The sequence below is a fragment of the Palleronia abyssalis genome, assembly GCF_900302445.1.
GTDB classification, from domain to species: domain Bacteria; phylum Pseudomonadota; class Alphaproteobacteria; order Rhodobacterales; family Rhodobacteraceae; genus Palleronia; species Palleronia abyssalis.
The window spans coordinates 112,189-132,868 of the sequence record NZ_ONZF01000009.1 but is presented as its reverse complement, the minus strand read 5'-3'; the positions used below and the strand labels follow the sequence as shown (position 1 = coordinate 132,868).

Sequence of the window (20,680 nt, the reverse complement as noted above, 5' to 3'; positions counted from 1 at the left end):
ACGCTGCGGGAATTTGGCTTTCTGGTTGATTGATCGGGACGAATTATCCCTGTTTCAGAGGATTTTCCTCAATATGGATGGATCTTCGTTTTCTGGCCATATTTTCGGCACATCCGCGCAGAAGAGTTCCGACATGAAAAAGCAACGGGGGGTTGCATGTCGGCAGAGCAGTATCACCACGAAACACGCGCGGTCATCCAGTATGGCAGGGTGGTCACGTTTCGAGCCAATCCTCTTGCACTGGAGATCCTCGATCGGTTGGCCGATCACGGCCATGTTTTCGGAAAGACTGCCTACGTGTCTCGCAACGAGATCGAACTGCGCTCGAAAACTCATGTTCTGAGCGTCTGCGTCGACGATCAGCGGCCGCAGGAGATCACCGTCGCGGTCGAAACGCCCGAACGGCTTGTCCCGGCCGCCCCGTTGGCTCTCGAGCGGTTTCATATCTGTACGGCGGCGACACGGTTCGTCCTGGATGCCCTGCCCTCCGACCGGGTGAAATGGGTTCACTGCAACAGCTATTTCGTGACGGAAAACGGCGCCATCGTCGAACAGGGCAGCTTGGCGCCGCCCGATCCGAAAGTGCGCCCGGCGTCCGGCCCTTTCGCCCGGTTCGGACAGGACAGCGCCAATTTCGTCGACCGGCTGTTTACCAAGACCAGCGCTATGGTCGCAATGGCGCGCTCGATCTGACAGCATACGCAAGACGGTACCGCCGGGAGGGGCAAGGGCACGCCCCCCTTGCGCGAGGCCACGACGGGGCTGCGTGGATACCGGCTTGGACGGGGGCAGTTTCCCGGGCAGAAGAGCATGTCCCTGTTCCGGCCCCACCATGGAAAAGATCAAGATATGACCACCCCGGATCATGTGCCCGTACTCGTTCTGGGCGCGCGCTCGGATATCGGCCGGGCCGTGGCCCACGTCTTTGCCCGGACCGGCCATCCGATCCAGCTGGCCGCCCGGAATGTCCGGGGGCTCGAAGCCATGCGCGCGGATCTGGCGCTGCGCCATGGTGTGCCCGTCACCCTGCACGAGTTCGACGTGCTGGCCATCGAGACGCACGTGGCCTTCGTCGACGCCCTGCCGGCGCTGCCCGGGATCGCGATCTGTGCCGTGGGGCTGATGGGCGATCAGGGGGCCAGCGAACGCGATCCGGTCGCGGCCTGCCTTGTCATGCGCAGTACCTATGAAGGGCCAGCAAGCATTCTGGGGGGGCTTGCCGAACGGTTCGCGGTGCGCGGGACGGGTGTGATCGTGGGGATCAGCTCGGTCGCCGGGGAGCGGGGCCGGGCGACGAACTATGTCTACGGGTCTGCCAAGGCCGGGTTCACGGCCTTCCTGTCGGGGCTGCGCAACCGGCTCCACGGGCGCGGGGTCCATGTCGTCACGGTCCTGCCGGGGTTCGTCGCGACGAAGATGACCGAAGGCATGGAGCTTCCCGCTCGCCTGACGGCCGCGCCGGACGAGGTGGCCGAAGCGATCCGGACGGCCGTCATGCGTAGGCGGAACATCGTTTACACCAGGCGGGTCTGGCAGCCGATCATGGCTGTCATACGCCTGCTGCCCGAAAGTCTCTTCAAGAGACTGCACCTCTGAGCCGTTGCCCCGGGGAGCGACGGGTGGTGCGAGGTCAGATGGCGAACTGGTCCTTGCTCTGCCCTGCTGCGAGCGCGTCTTTCATCCATTGCGGCTGACGACCGCGTCCGGTCCAGGTCTCATCGGGATTCGCGGGGTTCCTGTATTTCGGAGAGGATTTCTTGCGATCCGACCGTTTGCCGTTTTGCAGTTCGGAGAGGCTGAAGCCAAACTCCCTGGCTTTGGCTTCGATGGCGGCCAAAGCGGCGGCTTTCTGACGCCGCTCGAGGGATGCAAGCGCAGTTTCCACGGCATCCCGCATCTCCTTGAGCTCCTGAAGCGACATGGAATTGAGTTCTTCTTTGGAGATACGGGCGCCAGCCATGATGGTCCTTTTCATCAATTTGTCTCAATGAGATATGCCAAAAAAGTTAACGCCGTTACAATAACTTTTCCGCTCTGGGTCGGATCGATCTTAACGGGTCGCGAGCCGCGCCCCGGCCCGGGGTATCGATCGGCGCCCAATTCTGACCCCCTATTGGCGTCGAAGATTGATTCCTCTGAGCGCACCGAAAGCTGGCCCGAGGCGGCGTAGCCTCCCAGTCGCGCAGCCGGATCGGGCCAGGGGCATCCGGTTCTAGCGCATCAACCAGGAGCGCCACGCCCCAACTTGGCACACCGGGGAAGGCGCATTCCGGTTCGGCGGCCGCTGGAACCCTCCGGGCATTCGAGCCATCTCGACTCGGCGACCGCCTACCTCGAGGTTGCGGTTCACAAGGGTTCGCATTCGACCTGCACCTGCAAACGCTCGAATGCCCCCATTCCCCTCTCCGAGGGTCGACATCGACGAGCGGTCAGGTTCTGCACCGGTTCGACGCGTGGGCCGCCCCCCGGCGATAGATCTCCCAAGCCGCCCGGTTCCAGCGCAGATACGCCATTACGGCAGAAGGCAGGATGAAGCGGAGATAGACCCTGCGCGCGGCGCGTGGATCGCCGGCCAACGCCCGGGAGATCTTCGGCGCCTCCTGGTAGTATCGGGCGATATCCGCGCGGCCGCCCTCCTGGTGGACCAGCCACCCGTCCCGGAAGGCGCGCAGCGTCCTGAGTTCCCAGCAATCGTCGGCAAGACCGGCCATCCCGCAACAGACCGTGGTCAGGTGGCAGCCGCCCGTCTGAGGTTCGCATTGACGCGCGCGCAGGGACGCCTCCATCGAGGCATGCGCCCTGTCGAAGACCTGATCGATATCATGGAGTGGTGCGACATCGAAGACCGATGCGACGTTGGAGAGCTCCTCCGAACCTTCGGATGCGATGGCAGACTGAACCACCATCCGAGATCCCCTCTCCAGCTGCGCAAGGAGAGATGCCAGATTTTCCTCCAACAGGAGGAAGTCGGCAACCTTTCCCTTGTCGCTCCCGCTCGTCTTTCGATCAAGAGACATGTCTCCGACGCGCACCGCGGTGCCGTCGACGACGAGCCCCACGGGCTGCTGCGCCCAACCGAGTGCCCTGGACCCCCGATAGGGGGCATTGCGGATCACGATTCGAAGCCGTCCGCTGGAGAGGTCCGACCCCTTTCGGTTTGCTTCGATCGAGATGACGTGGTTTGCATCGGAAATCCGCAACATGTCCGTCACCTTCGGGATACCATCGGCAATCGATCGCAGTTCCGAGGTCAGTTCCCAATCGCCCCGATTGCCTGATAGACGGCAGGTCGGAAGAGGCTCCGATGACGAGTCCTGTGCCCGAAGTCGCTTCGTAGCAACTACACCGATACCGAGTGCGAAAAGCACTCGCCTTGAAATTGATCCCATTTATTATCCCTCGAAAAACACGTCATAAATCATGCGCAACGAAAGGAGGACGCGGTTCGGAAAACATACCGCGCAGAGAAATTATTGATCGGCGCGAGGCCTGATGCTTTAGTGAAGAATATTAAGAATGGTTAACTGGAGCAATACTCGATGCGATTGACCGGTATCTTCTTCTTCAGCGCGATTTCTCTCATGACCACTCCCGCCACCCTGATGGCCCAGGATCTCGAGTGCGACAGCGTCTACACCACCCAGTCGGGGGACAGTCTCTCAAGGATCTCCCGCCGCGCCTACGGGCGCGACACGGCCTACCAGCAGATCTTTGACTACAACCCGGGTGTCCTATCCAACCCGTCTAGCCTTCCGGTCGGGATCCAGCTCTACATTCCCTGCGAGGCGAAGCAGGTCGTGGACGGGACGAGCTCTCGCCCGTCCCTTCCGGACCTGATCAGCGCCCAGGACGACGGGATCAAGATCCTGACCGGCGAGGATTACCCGCCCTATGTTGACCAGGGCCTCCGGCAGGGCGGCTACAGCTACGAACTCGTAGAGCGGGCAATGCAATACGGCGACCAGCCGGCCGATTACAGGATCGACGTTATCCCGGCTTGGGGTTCGCACCTCCAGCCTCTGATCGCCGACGGGGCCTACGATATCGGCTTCCCGTGGTTCCGGCCCGATTGCGACCAGATGGACAAACTAGGCGAAGCCTCGCAATGGCGCTGCAAGAACCTCCTCTGGTCGGAAAATCTCCACGACGTGGTGGTGACTTTCTACGCGCGGTCCGGAGCGGCCGCCGCAATCTCCTCCCCTGGAGACGCGATGGGCAAGAAGATCTGCCGGCCGCGCGGCTACTTCACCCACGACCTCGAGGTCATGGGCCTGACTCCGCCGGACATCGTCCGGGTGGCCGGCGACAGCCCGACGGACTGTTTCGAGCGGCTGGCTTCGGGCGAAGTCGATCTCGTGACCGTTAATGCCGATACCTCCGACCGTATCATCTCCGAGCTCGGCATCCGAGACCAGGTCGCCGAGGTGATCAACCTGGCCACGGTCCAGTCCCTGCACGCGGTGGGCCTGAAGGCGAATCCGCAGAGCCGCATCAATCTCCTCAGGATCAACAAGGGCCTGATCGGGATGCGCGACGACGGGACCTTCCAGGACGTCTCGGAGGCCCATCTGAGCGGAAGTTGATTCCGCCAGTCCGGTCCGGGCGGTCCTCGGCCACCCGGACCGGCCGGTAATCCAAGGACCCGTCACCATGGTCTTGCGTAAGCCGCTCATCGGGGCGTTTTTTTCCTTGATCCTGGCCACCGCCTCGTCCCCGGGGCGGTCGGAGGCGCAGGGAATTGACCTGGCAACGGACCTCCTCGGCAGCTTCATGCCCCTCCCCGGCGGCACGGTGCTCGTCCGCGGCCTGCTCCTTCCGATGGATACGCTGGACGACCCGGTCCTGGCGGATATCCTGCGGGAGGCCGCGATGCTCGCATCGGCGCCGGCGATCTTCGAGGGCGATTGCAGGGTTCATCCGGACTGGACCCTCGGCAACGGCAAGCAGGTTATGACGTTCGCCCCGCCACCTGTCGACAAAGCCAGCAGGAGGCAGGTCCGGGAACGCGTCGAGGCCGCGGCGGCGCGCGCGGTCGAGGTGCCCAGACTATGGTCCGTGGGCGATCTCGATAAGCGGATGTCCCGGGAGGCGGGCCGCCCGGAACGCGCGGATATGCGCCGCGTGTGGCAGCGCCTCCAGGCCCATGGACTGAAATCCTCGCAGACCGGGCTTCTCACACGAAGCGACGGCGAGGCCGTGGCCCTTCGCCTGAGGGTGAGCGGCGTCTTCTCGCGCTCGAGCTGTCACCGTCAGTTCATGGAATTACTGTCGACCTTCTACGAGATGATTGGCATTCGCGCCCCGGTCGAAAACTGCGAGCGGATACCCGAACCAGCCGCGCAGCGCCACTGCGCGACGCGAGCGACCGATATCGAATTCGTTCACGGAGAGATCGACGAGGCCGACCGCTTGCGGGGCGTCCTGAGCGATCTCCTCGGGGGAGAGCTCGGCTCCGTCGCCCGGAATATCTCGGGAGAAGAGGTGCAGGCCCTCAACCTGGCTTCCGACGCCGCCGGACTTCTCGATGGCCTCGACCGAACAGTCGTGGAGGCCGGACGCGTCCTTCCCGTTGGCATGTTCGAGCAGAAGTAGCCGAGGCGGGAGCCCGCAACGGTCGGTCGACTACCAGCCCTATAACGGTCGACATACGGGCGCCCACCAGGACATGATTCCGCAACATCCACCTGCGTTGCCCGCCCACTGGCCCCGACGACGTATTGAGCGACCGGGCAAAGCTGACTGGTATCGTTGCCGCCGTTGTTGACGTAGGTCAGCGCCGATTTGCCTCTCTGCGCGGCGAAGGCGGCGTTTCGCTCCTGTTGCACTAACGCGCCCATGCTGGCGAGATCCTCTTCAAGCGTCGAAATCTGGCGGTGCAACGCCTCGTTCTCGGCCCGGAGAAGGGGCGCGATCTGGACGATTGCCTGTCAATCGGCGCCCAATTCTGACCCCCTATCGGCGTCGAAGATTGACCCCTCCGAGCGCCTTCGGGGGCAGGGGCGGGGCATCCCAATTCCGCCATGGAAACACCGAAATGGCGCCAGAAACCCAACCGTGGATTGTATCGTTTATTAGTAAATATGTGGAGAGAAGATACATGACGCAGCATGCTTTGGCCCATCGCGGAGGTATGACGACAGCGCTTTCAACTCGCAGGGGCGCACGGAAAGGGATGACCCGGCAAGGTTTTGGAACGAAGCGTTTCACCCGCACGGAGCGTCTTTATACCTTCCTCTTGATTGTCCTGTTTCTTGGCCTCGAGGTGGCAGTATTGGGGCGTTTGATCCTGATCGTTTGGTAGGGCGATCCCTGGGTTCCAGGCGCATCCGCAAAAAACCTGTGGCAAGCCTTCCTTGGCGATGATCGCGTTATGGGAGTGCTTCGGGGGTCCATGTTGGATGCCGTATGAGCCGAAACGAGAGCCCCACGGAAGGTCTGATCCTTTCTTGGGGCCCCGATGCGACCTGCGAAACACGCTGCGACTAGTCTATGTCCTGCGGTGATCCCGACGGTGTTTCCTCCCGAGGTTCGGCGAGAATGTGCAGCATGTCCCGGGCGACGTCATCCCAGGTCCGCAGGCGCGCATGCCCGGCGCGAATGCGCGCCCTGAGGGCCTTCGCATACTCGGGGTCATCCATCAGATGCGCGATATGCGCGGCAAGTTCGTCGGGGCGGTCGGGATCGAAATACAGCCCCAGATCGCCGGCTACCTCACGCAGGACGGGGGCGGTCGAGCAGATGACCGGGGTACCGAGCCAGAGCGCTTCTCCCGCGGGCAGGCCCCAGCCCTCCATCCGGCTGCCCAGGACCAGCGCAACGGCGCCTTCGTAAAGGGCCACGAGATCGGTCTGGTTGGGGGAGTGGTAGAATTCGACCAGATCGCGGACCTCGTCCATCTCCTTGGAGGCGAGATACTTTTCGGTCCGATGCCGCCGGGCGCCGGCCACCACGATCCGCGGCGCGGTTTTTCCATCCTTGCGAAGGGTTTTCACGGCGTCGAAGACCGTATCGAGATTCTTTCGCCCCAGCGTGGCACCGACGGTCAGGATGTAGGGGCTGTCCGGGGGAAGCTGCTCTGCCTCTTCCGTCCCTCGGGGGCATTCGTGAACCAGCGGAATGGCATGAACGGCCGTTTCGGACAGAGTGGGCAGCTGGCCGTTCGCGGTGAAGGAGAGAAGTTCATCCCTGGTGAACCCGGAATTCGTCAGAACGGCCCTGGCCCGGGTCAGAATGTAGATATTGTCGTTCACGAAGTTCGACGGGAAGGCTTTCGAGCGATGCGCGAAATAGTCGTGCAGCGGGATCATGTCGTGCAGAAGCGGAATGAATGTCACCTGCCAGCCCTGGTGCGCGATGGCGTGGAGCTGTTCGACCATCAACTTCGGCCTGCCACAGCTGACATATGTCTTCCCGTCGAGGGGGATCTCGGGCAGATCGACACCGCCCTTGGCCCAAGCCCGGCGGTTGCGGGCATTCGCGATGGCGCGAAAGGGGACGGCCAGGGCATCCCGCACCGGCTTCTTCTGGTGGAAGACGGACCGGATGCGCAGTTGGCGCACGCCTTCGGGGATGTCGAAGGAGACGGTGCCGTCTGCATCGCGCACGGGATGGATCTCGAAGAACCGTCGGTGACCGGCTGAATATATGCAAAACCGGATCGCCGGATCGTGTCGTGCCAGCGCAAGGCCGATCTCGGCCACGACACGGACGATCCCATAATACCTGAGCTTGCCGGTCGTCGCGAGCAGCATTTCGGTCAGGTCGAAGACGATATCAGGGCGCATACTCACAGTGCAGTCCTTCGTGTATTCTGCGCCGCGGGGTCAAGATGCTTGGCAGATTTGCTGTCCCGGTACCGGCAGAAATCGTACCGTGACGCCATGCTGCCCTCGGTGCCCCGGCGTGGCGTCTCAGGCATTGAACCGGACTTGGCGGTCACGGCTCCCTCGCTCCGAAACCCCCTCGAACTGGGCATCGTAGAGGGTGCGGAAACGGGTCGGCCCGGCCAGCAGCGTCTCGATCGTTCCGCTTTCGGCGACCTGGCCAGCCTCGATGAAGAAGACCTGGTCGGCATTCAGGATGGTGGTCAGGCGATGGGCGATGACGATCACGGTCTTGCCTTGCGTGGCCCGGCCGAGCGCGTCCTGGATCAGGGCTTCGGAATGGGAATCCAGGGCGCTCGTGGCCTCGTCGAGGAACAGGATATCGCTGCGTTTGACGATTGCCCGGGCGATGGCCAGGCGTTGACGTTGCCCGCCTGACAGAAAGGCGCCGTTCTCGCCGACCGGTGTGTCGTATCCTTCGGACAAGGCCTCGATGAACTCGTGCGCGTTGGCGGCCTTGGCGGCCTCGACGACCTCCTCGTCGGTCGCATCGAAGCGGGCGCAGCGGATGTTTTCACGGATCGTCGTGGAAAACAGGAAGGTGGTTTGGCCCACGAAGGAGATCCTTTGCCGGATTGAGCTCAAGGTTGCCATCCGCAGGTCCTGCCCGTCGATCGAGATCGTCCCCTCGGTGGGGTCGAACATGCGCATCGCGAGGTTGATGAGCGTCGATTTTCCGCCCCCCGACGGCCCGACGAGCGCGCTGATCCGGCCAGCGGGGAAGACAAGGTTCACCCCCTTCAGGATCGGGGTATCCTCGGCATAGCCGAACCGCACGCCCGCCATCTCGACCTCCCCCGGCCCCGGGGCGAGGGGCGCGGCATCCGGGGCCTCGATCTGGGTATCGGGCATATCGAGCATGTCGAGCACCATGCGCACGCCCACGAGGCTCGCTTCGATCGAGACCCGCATCCGGCTCAGGCGCTTGGCGGGCTCATAGGCCATGAGAAGGGCGGTGACGAAGGACATGAGCTGTCCCGCTGTCGTCGGTTCGCCGCCGAAGATGTTGTAGGCGCTCAGGACCACCACGCCGGCGATGACGACCCCCGAGAGGGTCTCCATCATCGGGCTGGTGATCGCTTCGAGGCGCGAGATCGCGTTTGCGCGTTTCTCCACGGTCCGCACGGCGCGGTCCATACGGTCCCGCATCGTATTTTCGAGCGAGAAGATCTTCACCACCTGGATGCCGCCCGCGCCTTCTTGCAGGACCTTGTAGATTTCGGACATGGACGCGAGTTCGGATTCCATGATCTCCTTCACTTTGCGCAGGATCCGACGGATGCCGTAGAGCGCGACGGGGCCGACGAGGAGCGAGACGGCCGACAGAAGTGGCTGCTGGTAGATCATCACGCCCAGCAAAGCCAGGAGCGTCAGCGTGTCCCGGACGGCTGAGACGACGATGATGTCGATGAGCCGCCGGCAGGCCTGGGCCCCTTGAGTGACGCGCATGATGATCTCGGAGGATTCCATCGCGTTGAAATACGACAGCCCCTGCCGCATCAGTTTCGAGAAAACCTGCGATTGCTGGTGGGCGACGATCCGGTTGCCGGCACGGCTCATGAACACCACCTGGACGTAGGTGGCCATGCCCTTCACGATGAAGATACCCATGACCATCGTTGCGACGGTCAGAACATAGGCCCTGCTGTCGGGGCGGGAGAGGGCGTCGACGATCTTCTCCATGACCCAGGCGACGCCCGCGGACGTCGCAGCCGAAACGATCATGGCCGCCATTGCGATCGCGTAAAGACGCCCTTGCTGGCGAAGCCCCTCCTTGAGAAGGCGGGGGATCGCCGCGCTTTGGGGGATCAGCGATCCGAGTTTCAGGCCCATCATGAGGATCGTCCCGCGTGTTGCCCAGATCCCGGCGCTGTCTAAGCGATCGGGGCGACGGAGGAAAGGCGCCCGGGGGAGGAGGTGCCCAAGGAGGAGGCACGTTCTGCCCGGGCGGCAGGCGCCCCATTTTCAGTTTCTCCTTCGCGACCTTGCCGGTGGCATGGCTTGCTGGCAAACCGTAGGTGAATTTTCCGAAAAAGCCGTGATATCGGACTGACCCAGTAATGGCCTGCCTTGAATATTCCACCGGGAAGCTTCGTGAGTTCGGAATTTCCGGCTATTCGCTCTTGCTTCACGTAAGAGGCCTGTTCTGCACTCACTCGGCTCGAACGTACCCCGAAGCCTGGATCAAGCGCTACGACGAGAACAACTATGCCCTGCGCGATCCCGTTCTGGGATGGTGCTTCGCCCATGACGACGTTTTGAGATGGTCGGACCCTGCCTTGCCCGATCCCTATGGCATCATGCCCGAGGCCGCCCGCTTCGGGCTCCGATACGGAGTGTCGATTTCTGCAGGGCCAGCGACTTGCCGCAGCATCGTCAGTGTTGCCCGCCCCGACCGCGAGCTCACCGAGGAAGAATGCGTTTGCGTTCGCGAGATAGCTCTTTGCCTCCACGAGGAGCTCCAGCCTGACAGAACTCTCACCTGGAAGCAGTCGGAGGCGCTCAGATGCGCCGCGGATGGGCTCCGGGCAAAGCAGGCCGCGTATAGCCTGGGCATCTCGGAAGCGGGATACAAGGCGCGGCTTACATCGATCCGCGCATGCCTCAAGGTGCAAACCACCGCGGAGGCGATACAGATCGCAAAAGCCGAAAACCTGATCTGAGACGCACGGATCGCCACGCCCGCGAACCCTGGCCTTGCACCCGGTGACGCATCGCTCTTGCCCGGTCACGATCTCACGTCTGCTAAGGCCGATCACAGGCCCGGCGATATCGACGATAGGACCCGGCGGCCCAGGATCAGCCGGTGATCTCGAGGAGATCCTCTGCCACGTCCCGCCAGCGGCGCAGGTGCGCCTGGGAAATCCTGCGCTCGAGCTCCAACCGCCGCTCCGGGGTGGCGACAAGGGTCCGGACGGCCTGGGCGATGCTGTCGACGGAGCCGGGGTCGCAATACTCCACGAGATCGCCGCCCACCTCCGGCAGCGAGGAGCCGTCGGAGACGATGGCCGTCTTGCCGTAGCTCAGCGCCTCGCCGACGGGCAGGCCCCAGCCTTCGTAGATGCTGGGCATCATGGTGAAGAGGCACTGCTCGTAGAGAAAGGTCAGCTCGTCATCCGATGGGCCGTCGAAGACATGGACATAGCCATAGACGTTGCCGGTGCCCTCCAGGAGAGCGTCGAAATTTTCCCGGCACCAGCCCAGCCGGCCTGCGAAGACAAGCTGCGGCAGGTCGGTATACCCTTCGTCAACGAGCTTCTTCCAGGCCATGGCGATGCGCCAGACGTTCTTGCGCATCTCGATCGTTCCCACCACGAGAACGAAGGGGCGAAAGACCACCGAGCGCAGACGGGTGTCGAGCATGCCGGCGCGGGCCAGAAGGGGGTAGCCATCTTCGGAGACCGACGCGCTCAGGGGCCCCTTGCGTGGGCCCTGGTCCTGCGCAGGTTTCAGGCGTTCCTGGGTCAGGGCCAGGACGTCCACCTCGAACGTGTGGTCGTAGATCTCGAAGAACCGTTCCAGATCGCGTTTCGTCGCCTCCGAAATCGTCATGTAGGAGGTCGTGTACTCCGTCGACGACAGGAGCCACTCGTGGAAGATCATCGGCATCGTATCGTTGGTGGTTTCGGGATGCAGGATCGGAATGAGATCGTAGACGAGGGTCCGGACGGTCATGTTCTTGGTCTTCGCCTGCGCGAAAACTGCCTTGAAGGCATCGGTCCAGCTTGAATCGAGCAGGATCAGATCGTCGCCAGGGGTGACAATCTCGAAGACATCCTGCGTCGATACCCTGGAATGCGGCATTTCTTTCCCGGCCTTCGCGCGGCGCTGTGCCTTCCATTGCGGAATTGTCATGTCGTAGCGACGCAACGAGCCGTCCTTGCCCCGCATCGCGGCCAGATCCAGGCGGTAGAGGTGAAAGTAGTATTTCCAGGGTTGCTTGCGGTACTTGCGCAGTGCCGGAACCGTGCCGCGCATCGGCAGATCGGGCTGCAGAAGAGCGAGCATGTCCTCGGGATCGGTCAGATCGGCTTCGATATCCGTGCAGGAGATCGCCACGTAGCGGTTCGTCTTTTGGTCGAGGTAGCTCAGATACATCCGCTCCCGGGGGACAATCGCCAGAAGTTCCGACAGGATATTGGCCACGACCCTCTGGATGCCGGAGTATCTGGTCGTCCGCGTGAGGTACTCCCGAATCGAGGAGACATCGAAGAAAATTTTCTTCTGGGGGGTGGATTGGGGCATGTCGATCTCCAGGCGCGGACCCTTGCGACGGGTCCGGTGTTTTCAGCGGGTCCGGGACCTGCAATCGCGCAAGACATCGGACAGCATTTCATCGCACCCGATGCGTGGCCTCCATCCTGTACGCTCCTCAAGGCGCGTGGCCGCGCCGGCAATCGTTGGCAGGTCGCTGGCGCGCTGGCGGGCAGGATCGGTCCGGATCTCGATCCGGGCCGTGGACAGGGTGAGCAACCGTTCGAGAAGCGTTCTCATGACCTGGGGGGTGCCGGAGGCGACGTTGTAGATGTCGCCGGATACAAGCTTGTCGCTGGCGCGGATCAGGGCGGCATAGGCATGGACCACGTCGGACACATGCAGAAAATCGCGCGCGGCCTCGAGATTGCCGACAGAGAGGACGGGCGCGCTCTGACCTGCCTCGATCCGGGCGATCTGCGCGGCGAAGGCAGGGATCGCGAAATCCTCGCTCTGGCCGGGGCCTGTATGGTTGAACGGTCTGAGGCGCACGACCCTGATGCCCTCGGAGGCCAGCGCGCCGACGGCAATGTCGCCGGCCGCCTTGGTCGCGCCGTAAGGGTCCATGGGCTCGAGGGGCTCGGTTTCGCGCACGGGAGCGCCGTGCAGCGCCTGCCGCCCGTAGGCCAGGCCAGAGCCGACGTGCAAAAGCCAGGCCTCAGGACAGGTCTCGCCGAGCAGACGCCCCAGGGCGAGCGGCGCATGGACATGCAGTTCCCAGGCGGCGCTCTCGAGACGCCGCGCTTCGGCCGGCGCGGCCAGGCCGGCGAGATTGACGACATGGGTCGGCCGGATTTCCTCCAGCGCCACACGGGTCATGTCGGTGTCGCGGATATCAAGACGGCGCTGGTCGGCTTCACCGTCCCGTCCTGTCGCTATGACCGCGTCCGGTCCGTGCTCCTTTTCGAGGAGCGCCACGAGGTGACGTCCGACGAAGCCCCGGGCCCCGATGACCAGAATACGCGGCGTGGCAGGCATCACGGATCAGGACAATCGCTGGAGATCAGCGTCGACCATCTCGGCCACCAGTCCTTCAAGGGTCGTCTCCGCCTCCCATCCGAGCTTTTCACGCGCTTTCGCGGGATTGCCGAGAAGAACATCGACCTCGGCCGGGCGCAGGAAGCGCGGATCGACTTCGATATGGGCCCCCATCTCGAGCCCGGCATGGGCAAAGGCTAGCTCGCAGAACTCGCGGACCGATGCGGTCCGGCCGGTGGCAACCACGTAATCGTCCGGCGTGTCCTGCTGGAGCATGGCCCACATCGCGCGCACGTAGTCGCGGGCGTGTCCCCAGTCGCGCTTGGCCTCGAGATTGCCGAGGGCGAGCTTGTCCTCGAGACCGAGCTTGATGCGGGCGACCCCGTCGGTGATCTTGCGGGTTACGAACTCGATGCCCCGCAAGGGGCTCTCGTGGTTGAACAAGATCCCCGATGAGGCATGCAGGCCAAAGCTTTCGCGGTAGTTCACCGTCATCCAGTGCGCGTAGAGCTTGGCCGCGGCGTAGGGGGAGCGGGGATAGAAGGGGGTCGTCTCGGACTGCTTTTCTTCCTGGATGAGACCGTACATTTCCGAGGACGACGCCTGGTAGAACCGCGCCTCAGGGGCTTCGAGCCGGATCGCTTCCAAAAGATTGGCAGCGCCCATGCCCGTGACGGAGCCGGTCAGCAAGGGCTGGTGCCAGGAGGATTTCACGAAGGATTGGGCGCCGAGATTGTAGATCTCGTCCGGGCGGACATCACGCAGGATGCGAATGAGCGAGGTGATATCGGTCAGGTTGCCGTCATGGAGGGTGATCTGGTCCTTGATCCCGAGCCAGTCGAGCCGCGCCCCGATGACATCCGCCGAGGCGCTGCGCCGGATCAGGCCGTGGACGTCATATCCCTTGTCGAGCAGAAGCTGCGACAGGTAAGCCCCGTCCTGGCCCGTCACGCCGGTGATCAATGCTGTGCGGTTTGCCACGGATGCGACCCCTTTCTCGTGGGCCCGGACGGCGAAGGGACGATCCGCGCCAGGCCATGTGAATATGTCCCGGGATCGCTACTCGGGCAGCAGATGCATTGCAACAGGCCCGGCAGGGGTGGTGGATATGGCCTCGGGGCCCGGTTTGCCCGACAAGGTCCCTGTCCTTGCAGACGTGTTCCTCCGCAACCTCGAGAAAGGCCCGCAATGACAGATGCACGCCTCCGGCCCGGACCCCATGTCAGGGCCCTTCGCCCGCATCAATGGGGCAAGAACCTGCTGGTCTTTCTGCCGGTTCTGGGCGGGCATCGGTTCGAGGCGGACATCCTCTGGCAGGCCACCCTCGCCCTGGCGGCCTTCTGTCTCGTTGCATCCGGGGTCTATGTCGTGAACGACATTCTCGATATTTCCGCCGACCGGGCGCATCCGCGCAAGCGGACACGGCCGTTCGCGGCCGGTTTGATCCCCGTCGCCAGGGGGATCTGGATGGCGGGGGGGTTGTTCCTGGCGGGAGGTCTTCTGGCCCTGCTTCAGGGCCCCGGCTTCTTTGGGATGATCCTGGCTTACATGCTTCTGACCACGGCCTATTCGATACGCCTCAAGAAATACGCGGTCATCGACATCGTGGTCCTGGCGGGGCTTTACACGATCCGCATCGTCGCGGGCGGGGTGGCCACGGACATCCCGCCCTCGACCTGGTTGCTCGCGTTCTCGTTGTTCTTCTTTCTGGCTCTGGCTGCCGTCAAGCGACAGGCCGAGCTCGTCGACATCACCGGGCGCGGGGTAAAAAATACGGCAGGGCGGGGATACAGCGATCATGACCTGCCTGTCATCTCGATGATCTCGATCGCGGCAGGCTACGTCTCGGTGCTCGTTCTGGCCCTCTATATCGAATCCGCCGCTGTCTCCGGGCTCTATGGCCGGCCCGAACTGCTCTGGGGAGGATGTGCAGTCCTTCTCTACTGGATCACCCGGACGGTCCTCATCACGCATCGTGGCCTCATGCATGACGATCCGATCGTTTTCGCGGCCCGGGACGGGGCGAGCCGTATCTGCGGGCTGCTGATCGCGGCCTGCGTTCTGGCGGCAGCCCATGTCTAAATCTCGACAGCCCGCGGTCCCGATGCCATCCAGCGCGTCCGCATGGTAGGAACAGGCCCATGAACCTTTCCGGATGGGGGCGGTATCCCGTCCTCGAGACAGAGCTTTATGCCCCTCGCGATCTCGATGCTTTGCAAGGAATCCTGCGCGGCCAACCATCCGTCATTGCCCGGGGCAACGGCCGCGCCTATGGCGACAGCGCAATAGGCCGGCCCGCGACCGTGGACATGCGCCATTTCAATCGCATGCTGTCCTTTGATCCCGACCGGGGGCAACTGGTCGCCGAAGCGGGTGTCCGTCTTTGCGACATCCTCGAGACCTTCCTTCCAAAAGGCTGGTTTCCGGCCGTCACGCCGGGCACGAAATACGTCACCCTTGGCGGTATGATCGCGGCCGATGTCCACGGCAAGAACCACCATAGGGACGGCAGTTTCGGCGCGTTCGTGGACTGGATCGACGTGCTGGGATCCGACGGACACATTCGGGTCTGCAGCCGCGACCGGAACCGCGATCTTTTCGAATGGACCCTGGGCGGCATGGGCCTGACCGGGATCATCCTGCGCGCCGCGATCCGTCTGCGCCCCGTGGAAAGCGCCTGGATACGCCAGACCACGGTCGCGACCGCCTCGCTCGATGAGACCATGGCGGCGTTCGAGGCCGCGGACGCGTCACACTACAGCGCGGCCTGGATCGATTGCCTGGCCCGCGGCAAATCCTTGGGCAGGTCCCTGCTGCAGCTGGGAGAGCACGCAAGCCTGGCCGAGCTGGACCCATGGCAACGCGAGTATCCCTACCACGTCCCCCCGCGGCGGCGCCTGTCGGTCCCCGTCGATTTGCCCGGAGCGACGCTCAACCGCTACAGCGTGGGGGCCTTCAACGCGGTCTACTACCGGGCCGGCCAGCGGCAGCGTACATCCCGGCTCGTCGGGTGGGACAACTATTTTTACCCGCTCGACGCCATCCTGGGATGGAACCGGATCTACGGGCGGCGGGGCTTTGTGCAGTTCCAGTGCGTCCTGCCGCTTCACCGGGCCGAAGCTGGTCTGGCCGACTTGCTTCGAGCCGTGTCAGCTTCGGGCGCTGGATCCTTTCTGGCGGTCCTGAAGAAGCTTGGCGCTCAGGAAAGCCGGTTTTCCTTTCCGATGGCGGGCTACACGCTGGCGCTCGATTTTCCGGTCTCGAAGGGGATCGGCGATCTCATGAAACATCTCGAAGCGATTGCTTCGACCCACAAGGGGCGGTTCTACCTCGCCAAGGATGCCCGTCTCGACGCAGAGACGTTCCATCGTACCGATCCGAGGGGGGGCGAAATGCGCACCCTCCGGGCAGAGCAGGGATGGGCGGAAAGATTCAAATCGGCCCAGTCTGACAGACTATCTCTTTGAATGGATTGCGCCTCACCGCCGCTTCGCGTGGTCCGCCCGTCATCTGACCGTGCCGCCAGTTGAGATCGATCACCGCCATGTCGAGCGTGTAGGCGACGTGCGCATAAGGAAAGGCCGCCATGAAATCGTGCGAAGGCAGCGTGCTTGGACGCTTGGGGTCTTCGAGGAACAAGAAACAGCCTCTATATGTGCTGAGAGTTTGTATATTTTCACCAAGGACAATTTCTGCCCTGTCGAGAAGCCCTGGAGCAGACGGTTCCCAACCAGCCTTGAGTGACAGGTCAGTAGCACCAAGTATGCCGGGTGGAAGGGGACTTTCGTCTATGGAGCGTCGCGGGCAGAGGCTTTGCCCGGGCGTACGTTTTAGGACGTAGTCCGTGAGGCCCCGCAGTGCATTCCAGTGATCCTCGTGTATTTTGAGATATTCGCGCTCATTCTAAGTCGAGCGAAATGCGGCATATGATCTGACAAGGGCTGAACATGCAGAACGAGGGTCTTCGACGCGGTCTCATCCAGGACCATGCAGCGTTCCAGGCCCGGGCGCATGACTTTCAGGCCGATATCGAGATGCTGGCCAACAGTGATCTCGTCCGCACCATCCTCGAAACCGTCATGCTCGCCACGGATACCCGCTTTGCTGCCGTTGCCCGGGTCACGGCCGATAGATGGGTTGCCTGCCGGACCGTGGACGAGATCGATTTCGGCTTGTTGGAGGGCGACGAGATCGAGATCGAGTCGACCTTCTGTCAATCGGTCCGGGAAACCTCCCGGAAGGTCCTGTTCGATGACGTGGCAACCGACGATATCTATCGCAACCATCCGATCGCGACCAAGTTCGGCATCGTCAGCTATGCCTCCATTCCGATCCGTCGCAGCGATGGCAGCTTCTTCGGCACGCTTTGCGCGATCGACACCGAACCACGTGGCCTCAAGCATCCCAGGGTCGTCGCGATGCTGGAGATGTTCGCCGACGTCATAGGGCGGGGTCTTGAAACCGAGGAGCGGCTGGAAGCGCAAGAACAGCTCGTCGCGCATGAACGGGACCTGGCGCGCACCCAGGAGCAGTTCATCGCCGTTCTCGGACACGACCTGCGCAATCCAGTGGCAGCTCTGGAAGCCGGGCTTCGACAGCTGGCCAGACAGCCGCTGAACGACCGGGCACAGAAGATGCTGCCGCTCATGCGATCTTCGGTGCATCGCATGCACGAGCTCATCGACAATATGATGCTGCACGCCAAGGCGCGCCTGGGCGGCGGGATTCGTGTCAATGCAGCGCCCGATGCGCCCCTGGCCGTTGCCATAACGCAGGTTGTCGGCGAGATCAGGGCCGCATCCCCCGGGCACGAGATACGTTTGGATTTGTCTTTTGACCGGCCCATCAACTGCGACGCGGCGCGCGTGGCACAGGCGGTTTCGAACCTGATCTCGAATGCTGTCCGTCACGGCACACCGGGCGCCCCGATCGGGGTTCAGGGCGCGACAGGAGACCGCGAGGTCGCGATTTCTGTAACCAACCGAGGGGAGGCCATTGCCGACGACCTGCGCCGTCGACTGTTTCAGCCCTTTTGGAGGGGGACACAAGAAGGCGAAGGCCTCGGCCTTGGTCTGCATATTGCCTCGTCCATTGCCGTTGCGCATGGCGGTCGCATCGAGGTCACGTGCGGGGACGGAACCACGTCCTTCACGTTCAAACTGCCCGTCCTGCCGGAGAAAAATTGACAGGCCCAATCTGGCCCTCATCCTCTGGAGGCCCGGTTTTCGGGCGCGTGACGAGAGAAGACGGTCGCATCCCGTAGGCCGATCGCATGATCGTCGTCGCGACAACAGGATCATGCGGCGCAAGCAGACAGCGTCCATTCAGCGCGCTGCCCTTCGCCGTACGGATGCATGTCGGGAGCCATCATGGTTTTCGCAGCGTCACCTGGGGCGATTTTCGCATACCTGCGACCCAGTTACTGCTATACTTCTTGACGTAGTCCTATGTTATGGATGGACACCAGAACCTCGGTTGGACCCGCATGCTTGTCGATACGCTGAAAAGAAATCCCGAAGAGACGCGTGAACACCGACTCACCCTGGGTCTGTGGTTGAAGCAGGTGCGGGAAGACGCAGGCCTGTCGCAGCGTGAACTCGCCGATCGGCTGTCGCTTGACTATTACACGTTCATCTCGCAACTCGAGAACGGGCGCGGGCGTATTCCGGTCCACCGCTATGCGGAATGGGCCGAGGCACTCGGGCAGGAGCCGCGCGCCTTTGTGAAAACGCTTCTGAGCCATTACGAGCCAGGGACATACGAGATCCTCTTCGGGGACGACGCCGCGTGATCGGGATCACGTCTTCGTCCCCGGCGCACATGACCTGATATCGGGGCCTGATGGCATGGGTACGATCGTAACGTTCCCTCACGCGCGACACGAACCTGCTGACGATCTCTCGTTCGTCAGTGACGGGGAGATCTTGGATTTCGACAACGACTGCGCGGATATCCATCTCGCTCCCCGGCTTCCCGACCAGGACTGGACCAACCAGGAGCTGGCCGATCTCTACCGGGTCAAGTATCTCCTGGAACAGGCGGATATCGCGACCGAAACGGAGCGCGGCACGAGCGACGAAGGTGATCCGTGGTTCATCTTCATGCGGCCAGATGGCGAGGTCTTCATCCATTTCTGCCGGATCGACGCGATCTACTACCTCGACAGCCCAAGCTTGGAGACGGCGATTCGCGGCGCCGATTTTCGCGCGCTTGTTGCCGATTACACGCGGAAGATCATGGGTGCCCGGACTGATGGGCACGAGCGGCATGGCAATGTCGTCTCTCTGAGAGCCGGTGGCGGACAGATCTCGCTGCATCCCGCGGCCATGCTGGCCGCATTGGTCTGGTCGCTTGTCCTGGGCGCCGAGGATCTGGTCGCGCTTCCGCTCAGCGCGGGCGCGCATCCAGAGGATACCGGCGCGACCGATGATGTTGTTATGCCGCGCGCAGCCCGGGTTCAGCCGGCGGAAGACGTTTCGGACAGCACCCCCGGTCCCGATGATGCCGCCGGGTGGGTGTCTCCCCAAAGCACGTTTTCGCTACGCGATCCTTGGCATATCTCGCTCAACGGATATGCAACGGGCCTTTCGGCCGTCGCCATCGGCATCGGCGTTCTGTCCGATCGCGGCCTGGGACTGCTTCAGGACACGCCGCTCGAGCAGGTTTTTCTGCAGCTCGAGGCGCTGGCCACCCCCGGGACATCCTCCCCCAGCGGCACCGGCCTTCCCGATACGCGGGATGATGTCGCCCGCATCGATCCGATCGATATCCTGATCGATATTTCCCGGCATCCGGAAAATTCCGACCCCCGGGAGGCGGGGAATACGGCAAATGCTGACATGCCCCTGCCCGGGAATATCGGGCAATCCGCCGCTCCCTCCCAGCTTCCCCCGGCCTCGGATGTGGTTCTTCCAAATGCGGCAAACCCGCCTTGGCATGCTTCGGCCCCGGAAGATATGGGGCTGTCGCGGGAAGGATCGAGCTTCGTACGCAAGGCGGTCGGGGCCGCGGCGCCTGCTGATCCCGCGCCCCAGGCGGTAAATGCCTCCAGTGCGGCACCGCAGGTTGCCGGTCCGGCTCAGAATGGCGGAGCAGGGGGGCCCTTCATCGAGATGACATCGGCCAAGCCGGCGGCTTCGGTTTTTTCGACATATACCTCGTCACTCGACTTGAGCACCTTCACCCTGGGAAAGACCGTGTACTACGCCTCCTTCGAGGTCACGGAAGACCTGCTCGAGAAGTTCGGCCTGCTGAAGAGCGATGCCGGCAAGGAGTACGGGGCGATACCGGGGACGGGTCATCCGGATGTTTCCGCCGAAGTGAGCCAGGTCTTCGCGGACATGACAAACGGTGCTGCCAAGACGACCATCCATACCCTGCTCGAACAGGACGTGGATCTCGAGATTGCCGACAGCGGGGCGTGGCTATGGGTGGTCGAGGCTGAGGCGCAATACGCCCCGCTCGCCGAGACCATGTCGATGACCTACGAGATGGACGACGGATCGAAGGTCATGATCACCGGATTGCAATCCACATTCGCCGATCTCGACGCGGGGCTCGGCTGA

19 protein-coding genes are annotated in these 20,680 nt (G+C 62.9%); 11 read left to right on the top strand and 8 right to left on the bottom strand.

Annotation, left to right across the window (positions count from 1 at the left end; all coding sequences use genetic code 11):
- Window positions 1–156 precede the first annotated feature (156 nt).
- Both PAA8504_RS16530 and PAA8504_RS16525 read left to right on the top strand, forming a co-directional pair.
- Window positions 157–693 (top strand): hypothetical protein, encoded by a 537-nt coding sequence (locus PAA8504_RS16530; RefSeq protein ID WP_108895310.1) that lies wholly within the window; start codon window positions 157–159, stop codon window positions 691–693.
- A gap of 156 nt (window positions 694–849) precedes the next feature.
- The gene (locus tag PAA8504_RS16525) at window positions 850–1,596 is read left to right on the top strand and encodes an SDR family oxidoreductase (RefSeq protein ID WP_108895309.1); all 747 of its coding nucleotides are present in this window, start codon (window positions 850–852) and stop codon (window positions 1,594–1,596) included.
- A gap of 34 nt (window positions 1,597–1,630) precedes the next feature.
- On the opposite strand, the gene PAA8504_RS16520 is transcribed toward PAA8504_RS16525, so the two are convergent.
- Together PAA8504_RS16520 and PAA8504_RS21860 are read right to left on the bottom strand one after the other, a co-directional pair.
- Window positions 1,631–1,975, bottom strand: a complete 345-nt coding sequence (locus PAA8504_RS16520; protein WP_245897671.1) for an H-NS histone family protein — start codon at window positions 1,973–1,975, stop codon at window positions 1,631–1,633.
- A gap of 454 nt (window positions 1,976–2,429) precedes the next feature.
- A complete protein-coding gene (locus PAA8504_RS21860; protein ID WP_146190516.1) occupies window positions 2,430–2,906 on the bottom strand; it encodes a CFI-box extended C-terminal domain-containing protein in 477 nt (158 codons plus the stop codon).
- 639 nt (window positions 2,907–3,545) lie between these two features.
- On the opposite strand from PAA8504_RS21860, the gene PAA8504_RS16510 reads away from it, so the two are divergent.
- The 3 genes from PAA8504_RS16510 (at window position 3,546) to PAA8504_RS21855 (ending at window position 6,301) form a co-directional block, all read left to right on the top strand.
- Complete coding sequence (locus tag PAA8504_RS16510; RefSeq protein WP_181375836.1) at window positions 3,546–4,583, top strand: LysM peptidoglycan-binding domain-containing protein; 1,038 nt, start codon at window positions 3,546–3,548, stop codon at window positions 4,581–4,583.
- A 106-nt stretch (window positions 4,584–4,689) separates the two neighbouring features.
- On the top strand, window positions 4,690–5,592 hold the full coding sequence (locus tag PAA8504_RS16505) for a hypothetical protein (RefSeq protein WP_146190515.1): 903 nt from the start codon (window positions 4,690–4,692) through the stop codon (window positions 5,590–5,592).
- 442 nt (window positions 5,593–6,034) lie between these two features.
- Window positions 6,035–6,301 (top strand): hypothetical protein, encoded by a 267-nt coding sequence (locus PAA8504_RS21855; protein WP_146190514.1) that lies wholly within the window; start codon window positions 6,035–6,037, stop codon window positions 6,299–6,301.
- A gap of 181 nt (window positions 6,302–6,482) precedes the next feature.
- On the opposite strand, the gene PAA8504_RS16500 is transcribed toward PAA8504_RS21855, so the two are convergent.
- Together PAA8504_RS16500 and PAA8504_RS16495 are read right to left on the bottom strand one after the other, a co-directional pair.
- On the bottom strand, window positions 6,483–7,784 hold the full coding sequence (locus PAA8504_RS16500; protein WP_108895304.1) for a glycosyltransferase family 4 protein: 1,302 nt from the start codon (window positions 7,782–7,784) through the stop codon (window positions 6,483–6,485).
- Between the two features lie 126 nt (window positions 7,785–7,910).
- Window positions 7,911–9,719 (bottom strand): ABC transporter ATP-binding protein, encoded by a 1,809-nt coding sequence (locus PAA8504_RS16495; RefSeq protein ID WP_108895303.1) that lies wholly within the window; start codon window positions 9,717–9,719, stop codon window positions 7,911–7,913.
- 224 nt (window positions 9,720–9,943) lie between these two features.
- On the opposite strand from PAA8504_RS16495, the gene PAA8504_RS16490 reads away from it, so the two are divergent.
- Window positions 9,944–10,546: a helix-turn-helix transcriptional regulator gene (locus PAA8504_RS16490; protein ID WP_108895302.1), complete on the top strand. Its 603-nt coding sequence runs from the start codon at window positions 9,944–9,946 to the stop codon at window positions 10,544–10,546.
- Window positions 10,547–10,682: 136 nt separating this feature from the next.
- Here the strand turns inward: PAA8504_RS16490 and PAA8504_RS16485 are convergent, their stop codons facing one another.
- From PAA8504_RS16485 to gmd, 3 genes are read right to left on the bottom strand one after another with little or no spacing between them, the layout of a single operon-like run.
- Window positions 10,683–12,128 (bottom strand): glycosyltransferase family 4 protein, encoded by a 1,446-nt coding sequence (locus PAA8504_RS16485; RefSeq protein WP_108895301.1) that lies wholly within the window; start codon window positions 12,126–12,128, stop codon window positions 10,683–10,685.
- 42 nt (window positions 12,129–12,170) lie between these two features.
- Window positions 12,171–13,115, bottom strand: coding sequence for an NAD-dependent epimerase/dehydratase family protein (locus tag PAA8504_RS16480; RefSeq protein ID WP_108895300.1), 945 nt, complete (start codon window positions 13,113–13,115; stop codon window positions 12,171–12,173).
- Window positions 13,116–13,121: 6 nt separating this feature from the next.
- A complete protein-coding gene (gmd, locus tag PAA8504_RS16475; protein WP_108895299.1) occupies window positions 13,122–14,096 on the bottom strand; it encodes a GDP-mannose 4,6-dehydratase in 975 nt (324 codons plus the stop codon).
- Between the two features lie 207 nt (window positions 14,097–14,303).
- Here gmd and PAA8504_RS16470 point away from each other — a divergent pair, with 207 nt between their 5' ends.
- Complete coding sequence (locus tag PAA8504_RS16470) at window positions 14,304–15,197, top strand: UbiA family prenyltransferase (RefSeq protein ID WP_245897670.1); 894 nt, start codon at window positions 14,304–14,306, stop codon at window positions 15,195–15,197.
- Window positions 15,198–15,256: 59 nt separating this feature from the next.
- Window positions 15,257–16,582 (top strand): FAD-binding oxidoreductase, encoded by a 1,326-nt coding sequence (locus PAA8504_RS16465; RefSeq protein WP_108895297.1) that lies wholly within the window; start codon window positions 15,257–15,259, stop codon window positions 16,580–16,582.
- On the opposite strand, the gene PAA8504_RS21850 is transcribed toward PAA8504_RS16465, so the two are convergent.
- A complete protein-coding gene (locus tag PAA8504_RS21850; RefSeq protein WP_146190513.1) occupies window positions 16,548–16,754 on the bottom strand; it encodes a hypothetical protein in 207 nt (68 codons plus the stop codon). The genes PAA8504_RS16465 and PAA8504_RS21850 overlap by 35 nt on opposite strands.
- A 308-nt stretch (window positions 16,755–17,062) precedes the next feature.
- Here PAA8504_RS21850 and PAA8504_RS16460 point away from each other — a divergent pair, with 308 nt between their 5' ends.
- From PAA8504_RS16460 to PAA8504_RS16450, 3 genes are all read left to right on the top strand, one after another.
- Entirely contained in the window at window positions 17,063–18,301 is a 1,239-nt protein-coding gene (locus tag PAA8504_RS16460) for a GAF domain-containing sensor histidine kinase (RefSeq protein WP_108895296.1), read from the top strand.
- Window positions 18,302–18,600: 299 nt separating this feature from the next.
- On the top strand, window positions 18,601–18,906 hold the full coding sequence (locus PAA8504_RS16455; protein ID WP_108895295.1) for a helix-turn-helix domain-containing protein: 306 nt from the start codon (window positions 18,601–18,603) through the stop codon (window positions 18,904–18,906).
- A gap of 55 nt (window positions 18,907–18,961) precedes the next feature.
- Complete coding sequence (locus PAA8504_RS16450; RefSeq protein ID WP_108895294.1) at window positions 18,962–20,680, top strand: hypothetical protein; 1,719 nt, start codon at window positions 18,962–18,964, stop codon at window positions 20,678–20,680.

What these genes read in the sequence shown, in the direction of transcription:
- PAA8504_RS16520 (WP_245897671.1), bottom strand. Translation starts at nt 1,975, where the DNA reads ATGAAAAGGACCATCATGGCTGGCGCCCGTATCTCCAAAGAAGAACTC.
- PAA8504_RS16480 (WP_108895300.1), bottom strand. Translation starts at nt 13,115, where the DNA reads ATGCCTGCCACGCCGCGTATTCTGGTCATCGGGGCCCGGGGCTTCGTC.
- PAA8504_RS16455 (WP_108895295.1), top strand. Translation starts at nt 18,601, where the DNA reads ATGCTTGTCGATACGCTGAAAAGAAATCCCGAAGAGACGCGTGAACAC.
- PAA8504_RS16500 (WP_108895304.1), bottom strand. Translation starts at nt 7,784, where the DNA reads ATGCGCCCTGATATCGTCTTCGACCTGACCGAAATGCTGCTCGCGACG.
- PAA8504_RS21860 (WP_146190516.1), bottom strand. Translation starts at nt 2,906, where the DNA reads ATGGTGGTTCAGTCTGCCATCGCATCCGAAGGTTCGGAGGAGCTCTCC.
- PAA8504_RS16490 (WP_108895302.1), top strand. Translation starts at nt 9,944, where the DNA reads ATGGCCTGCCTTGAATATTCCACCGGGAAGCTTCGTGAGTTCGGAATT.
- PAA8504_RS16525 (WP_108895309.1), top strand. Translation starts at nt 850, where the DNA reads ATGACCACCCCGGATCATGTGCCCGTACTCGTTCTGGGCGCGCGCTCG.
- PAA8504_RS16450 (WP_108895294.1), top strand. Translation starts at nt 18,962, where the DNA reads ATGGGTACGATCGTAACGTTCCCTCACGCGCGACACGAACCTGCTGAC.
- PAA8504_RS16460 (WP_108895296.1), top strand. Translation starts at nt 17,063, where the DNA reads ATGCAGAACGAGGGTCTTCGACGCGGTCTCATCCAGGACCATGCAGCG.
- PAA8504_RS16530 (WP_108895310.1), top strand. Translation starts at nt 157, where the DNA reads ATGTCGGCAGAGCAGTATCACCACGAAACACGCGCGGTCATCCAGTAT.
- PAA8504_RS21855 (WP_146190514.1), top strand. Translation starts at nt 6,035, where the DNA reads ATGGCGCCAGAAACCCAACCGTGGATTGTATCGTTTATTAGTAAATAT.
- PAA8504_RS16485 (WP_108895301.1), bottom strand. Translation starts at nt 12,128, where the DNA reads ATGCCCCAATCCACCCCCCAGAAGAAAATTTTCTTCGATGTCTCCTCG.
- PAA8504_RS16495 (WP_108895303.1), bottom strand. Translation starts at nt 9,719, where the DNA reads ATGATGGGCCTGAAACTCGGATCGCTGATCCCCCAAAGCGCGGCGATC.
- PAA8504_RS16465 (WP_108895297.1), top strand. Translation starts at nt 15,257, where the DNA reads ATGAACCTTTCCGGATGGGGGCGGTATCCCGTCCTCGAGACAGAGCTT.
- PAA8504_RS16470 (WP_245897670.1), top strand. Translation starts at nt 14,304, where the DNA reads ATGACAGATGCACGCCTCCGGCCCGGACCCCATGTCAGGGCCCTTCGC.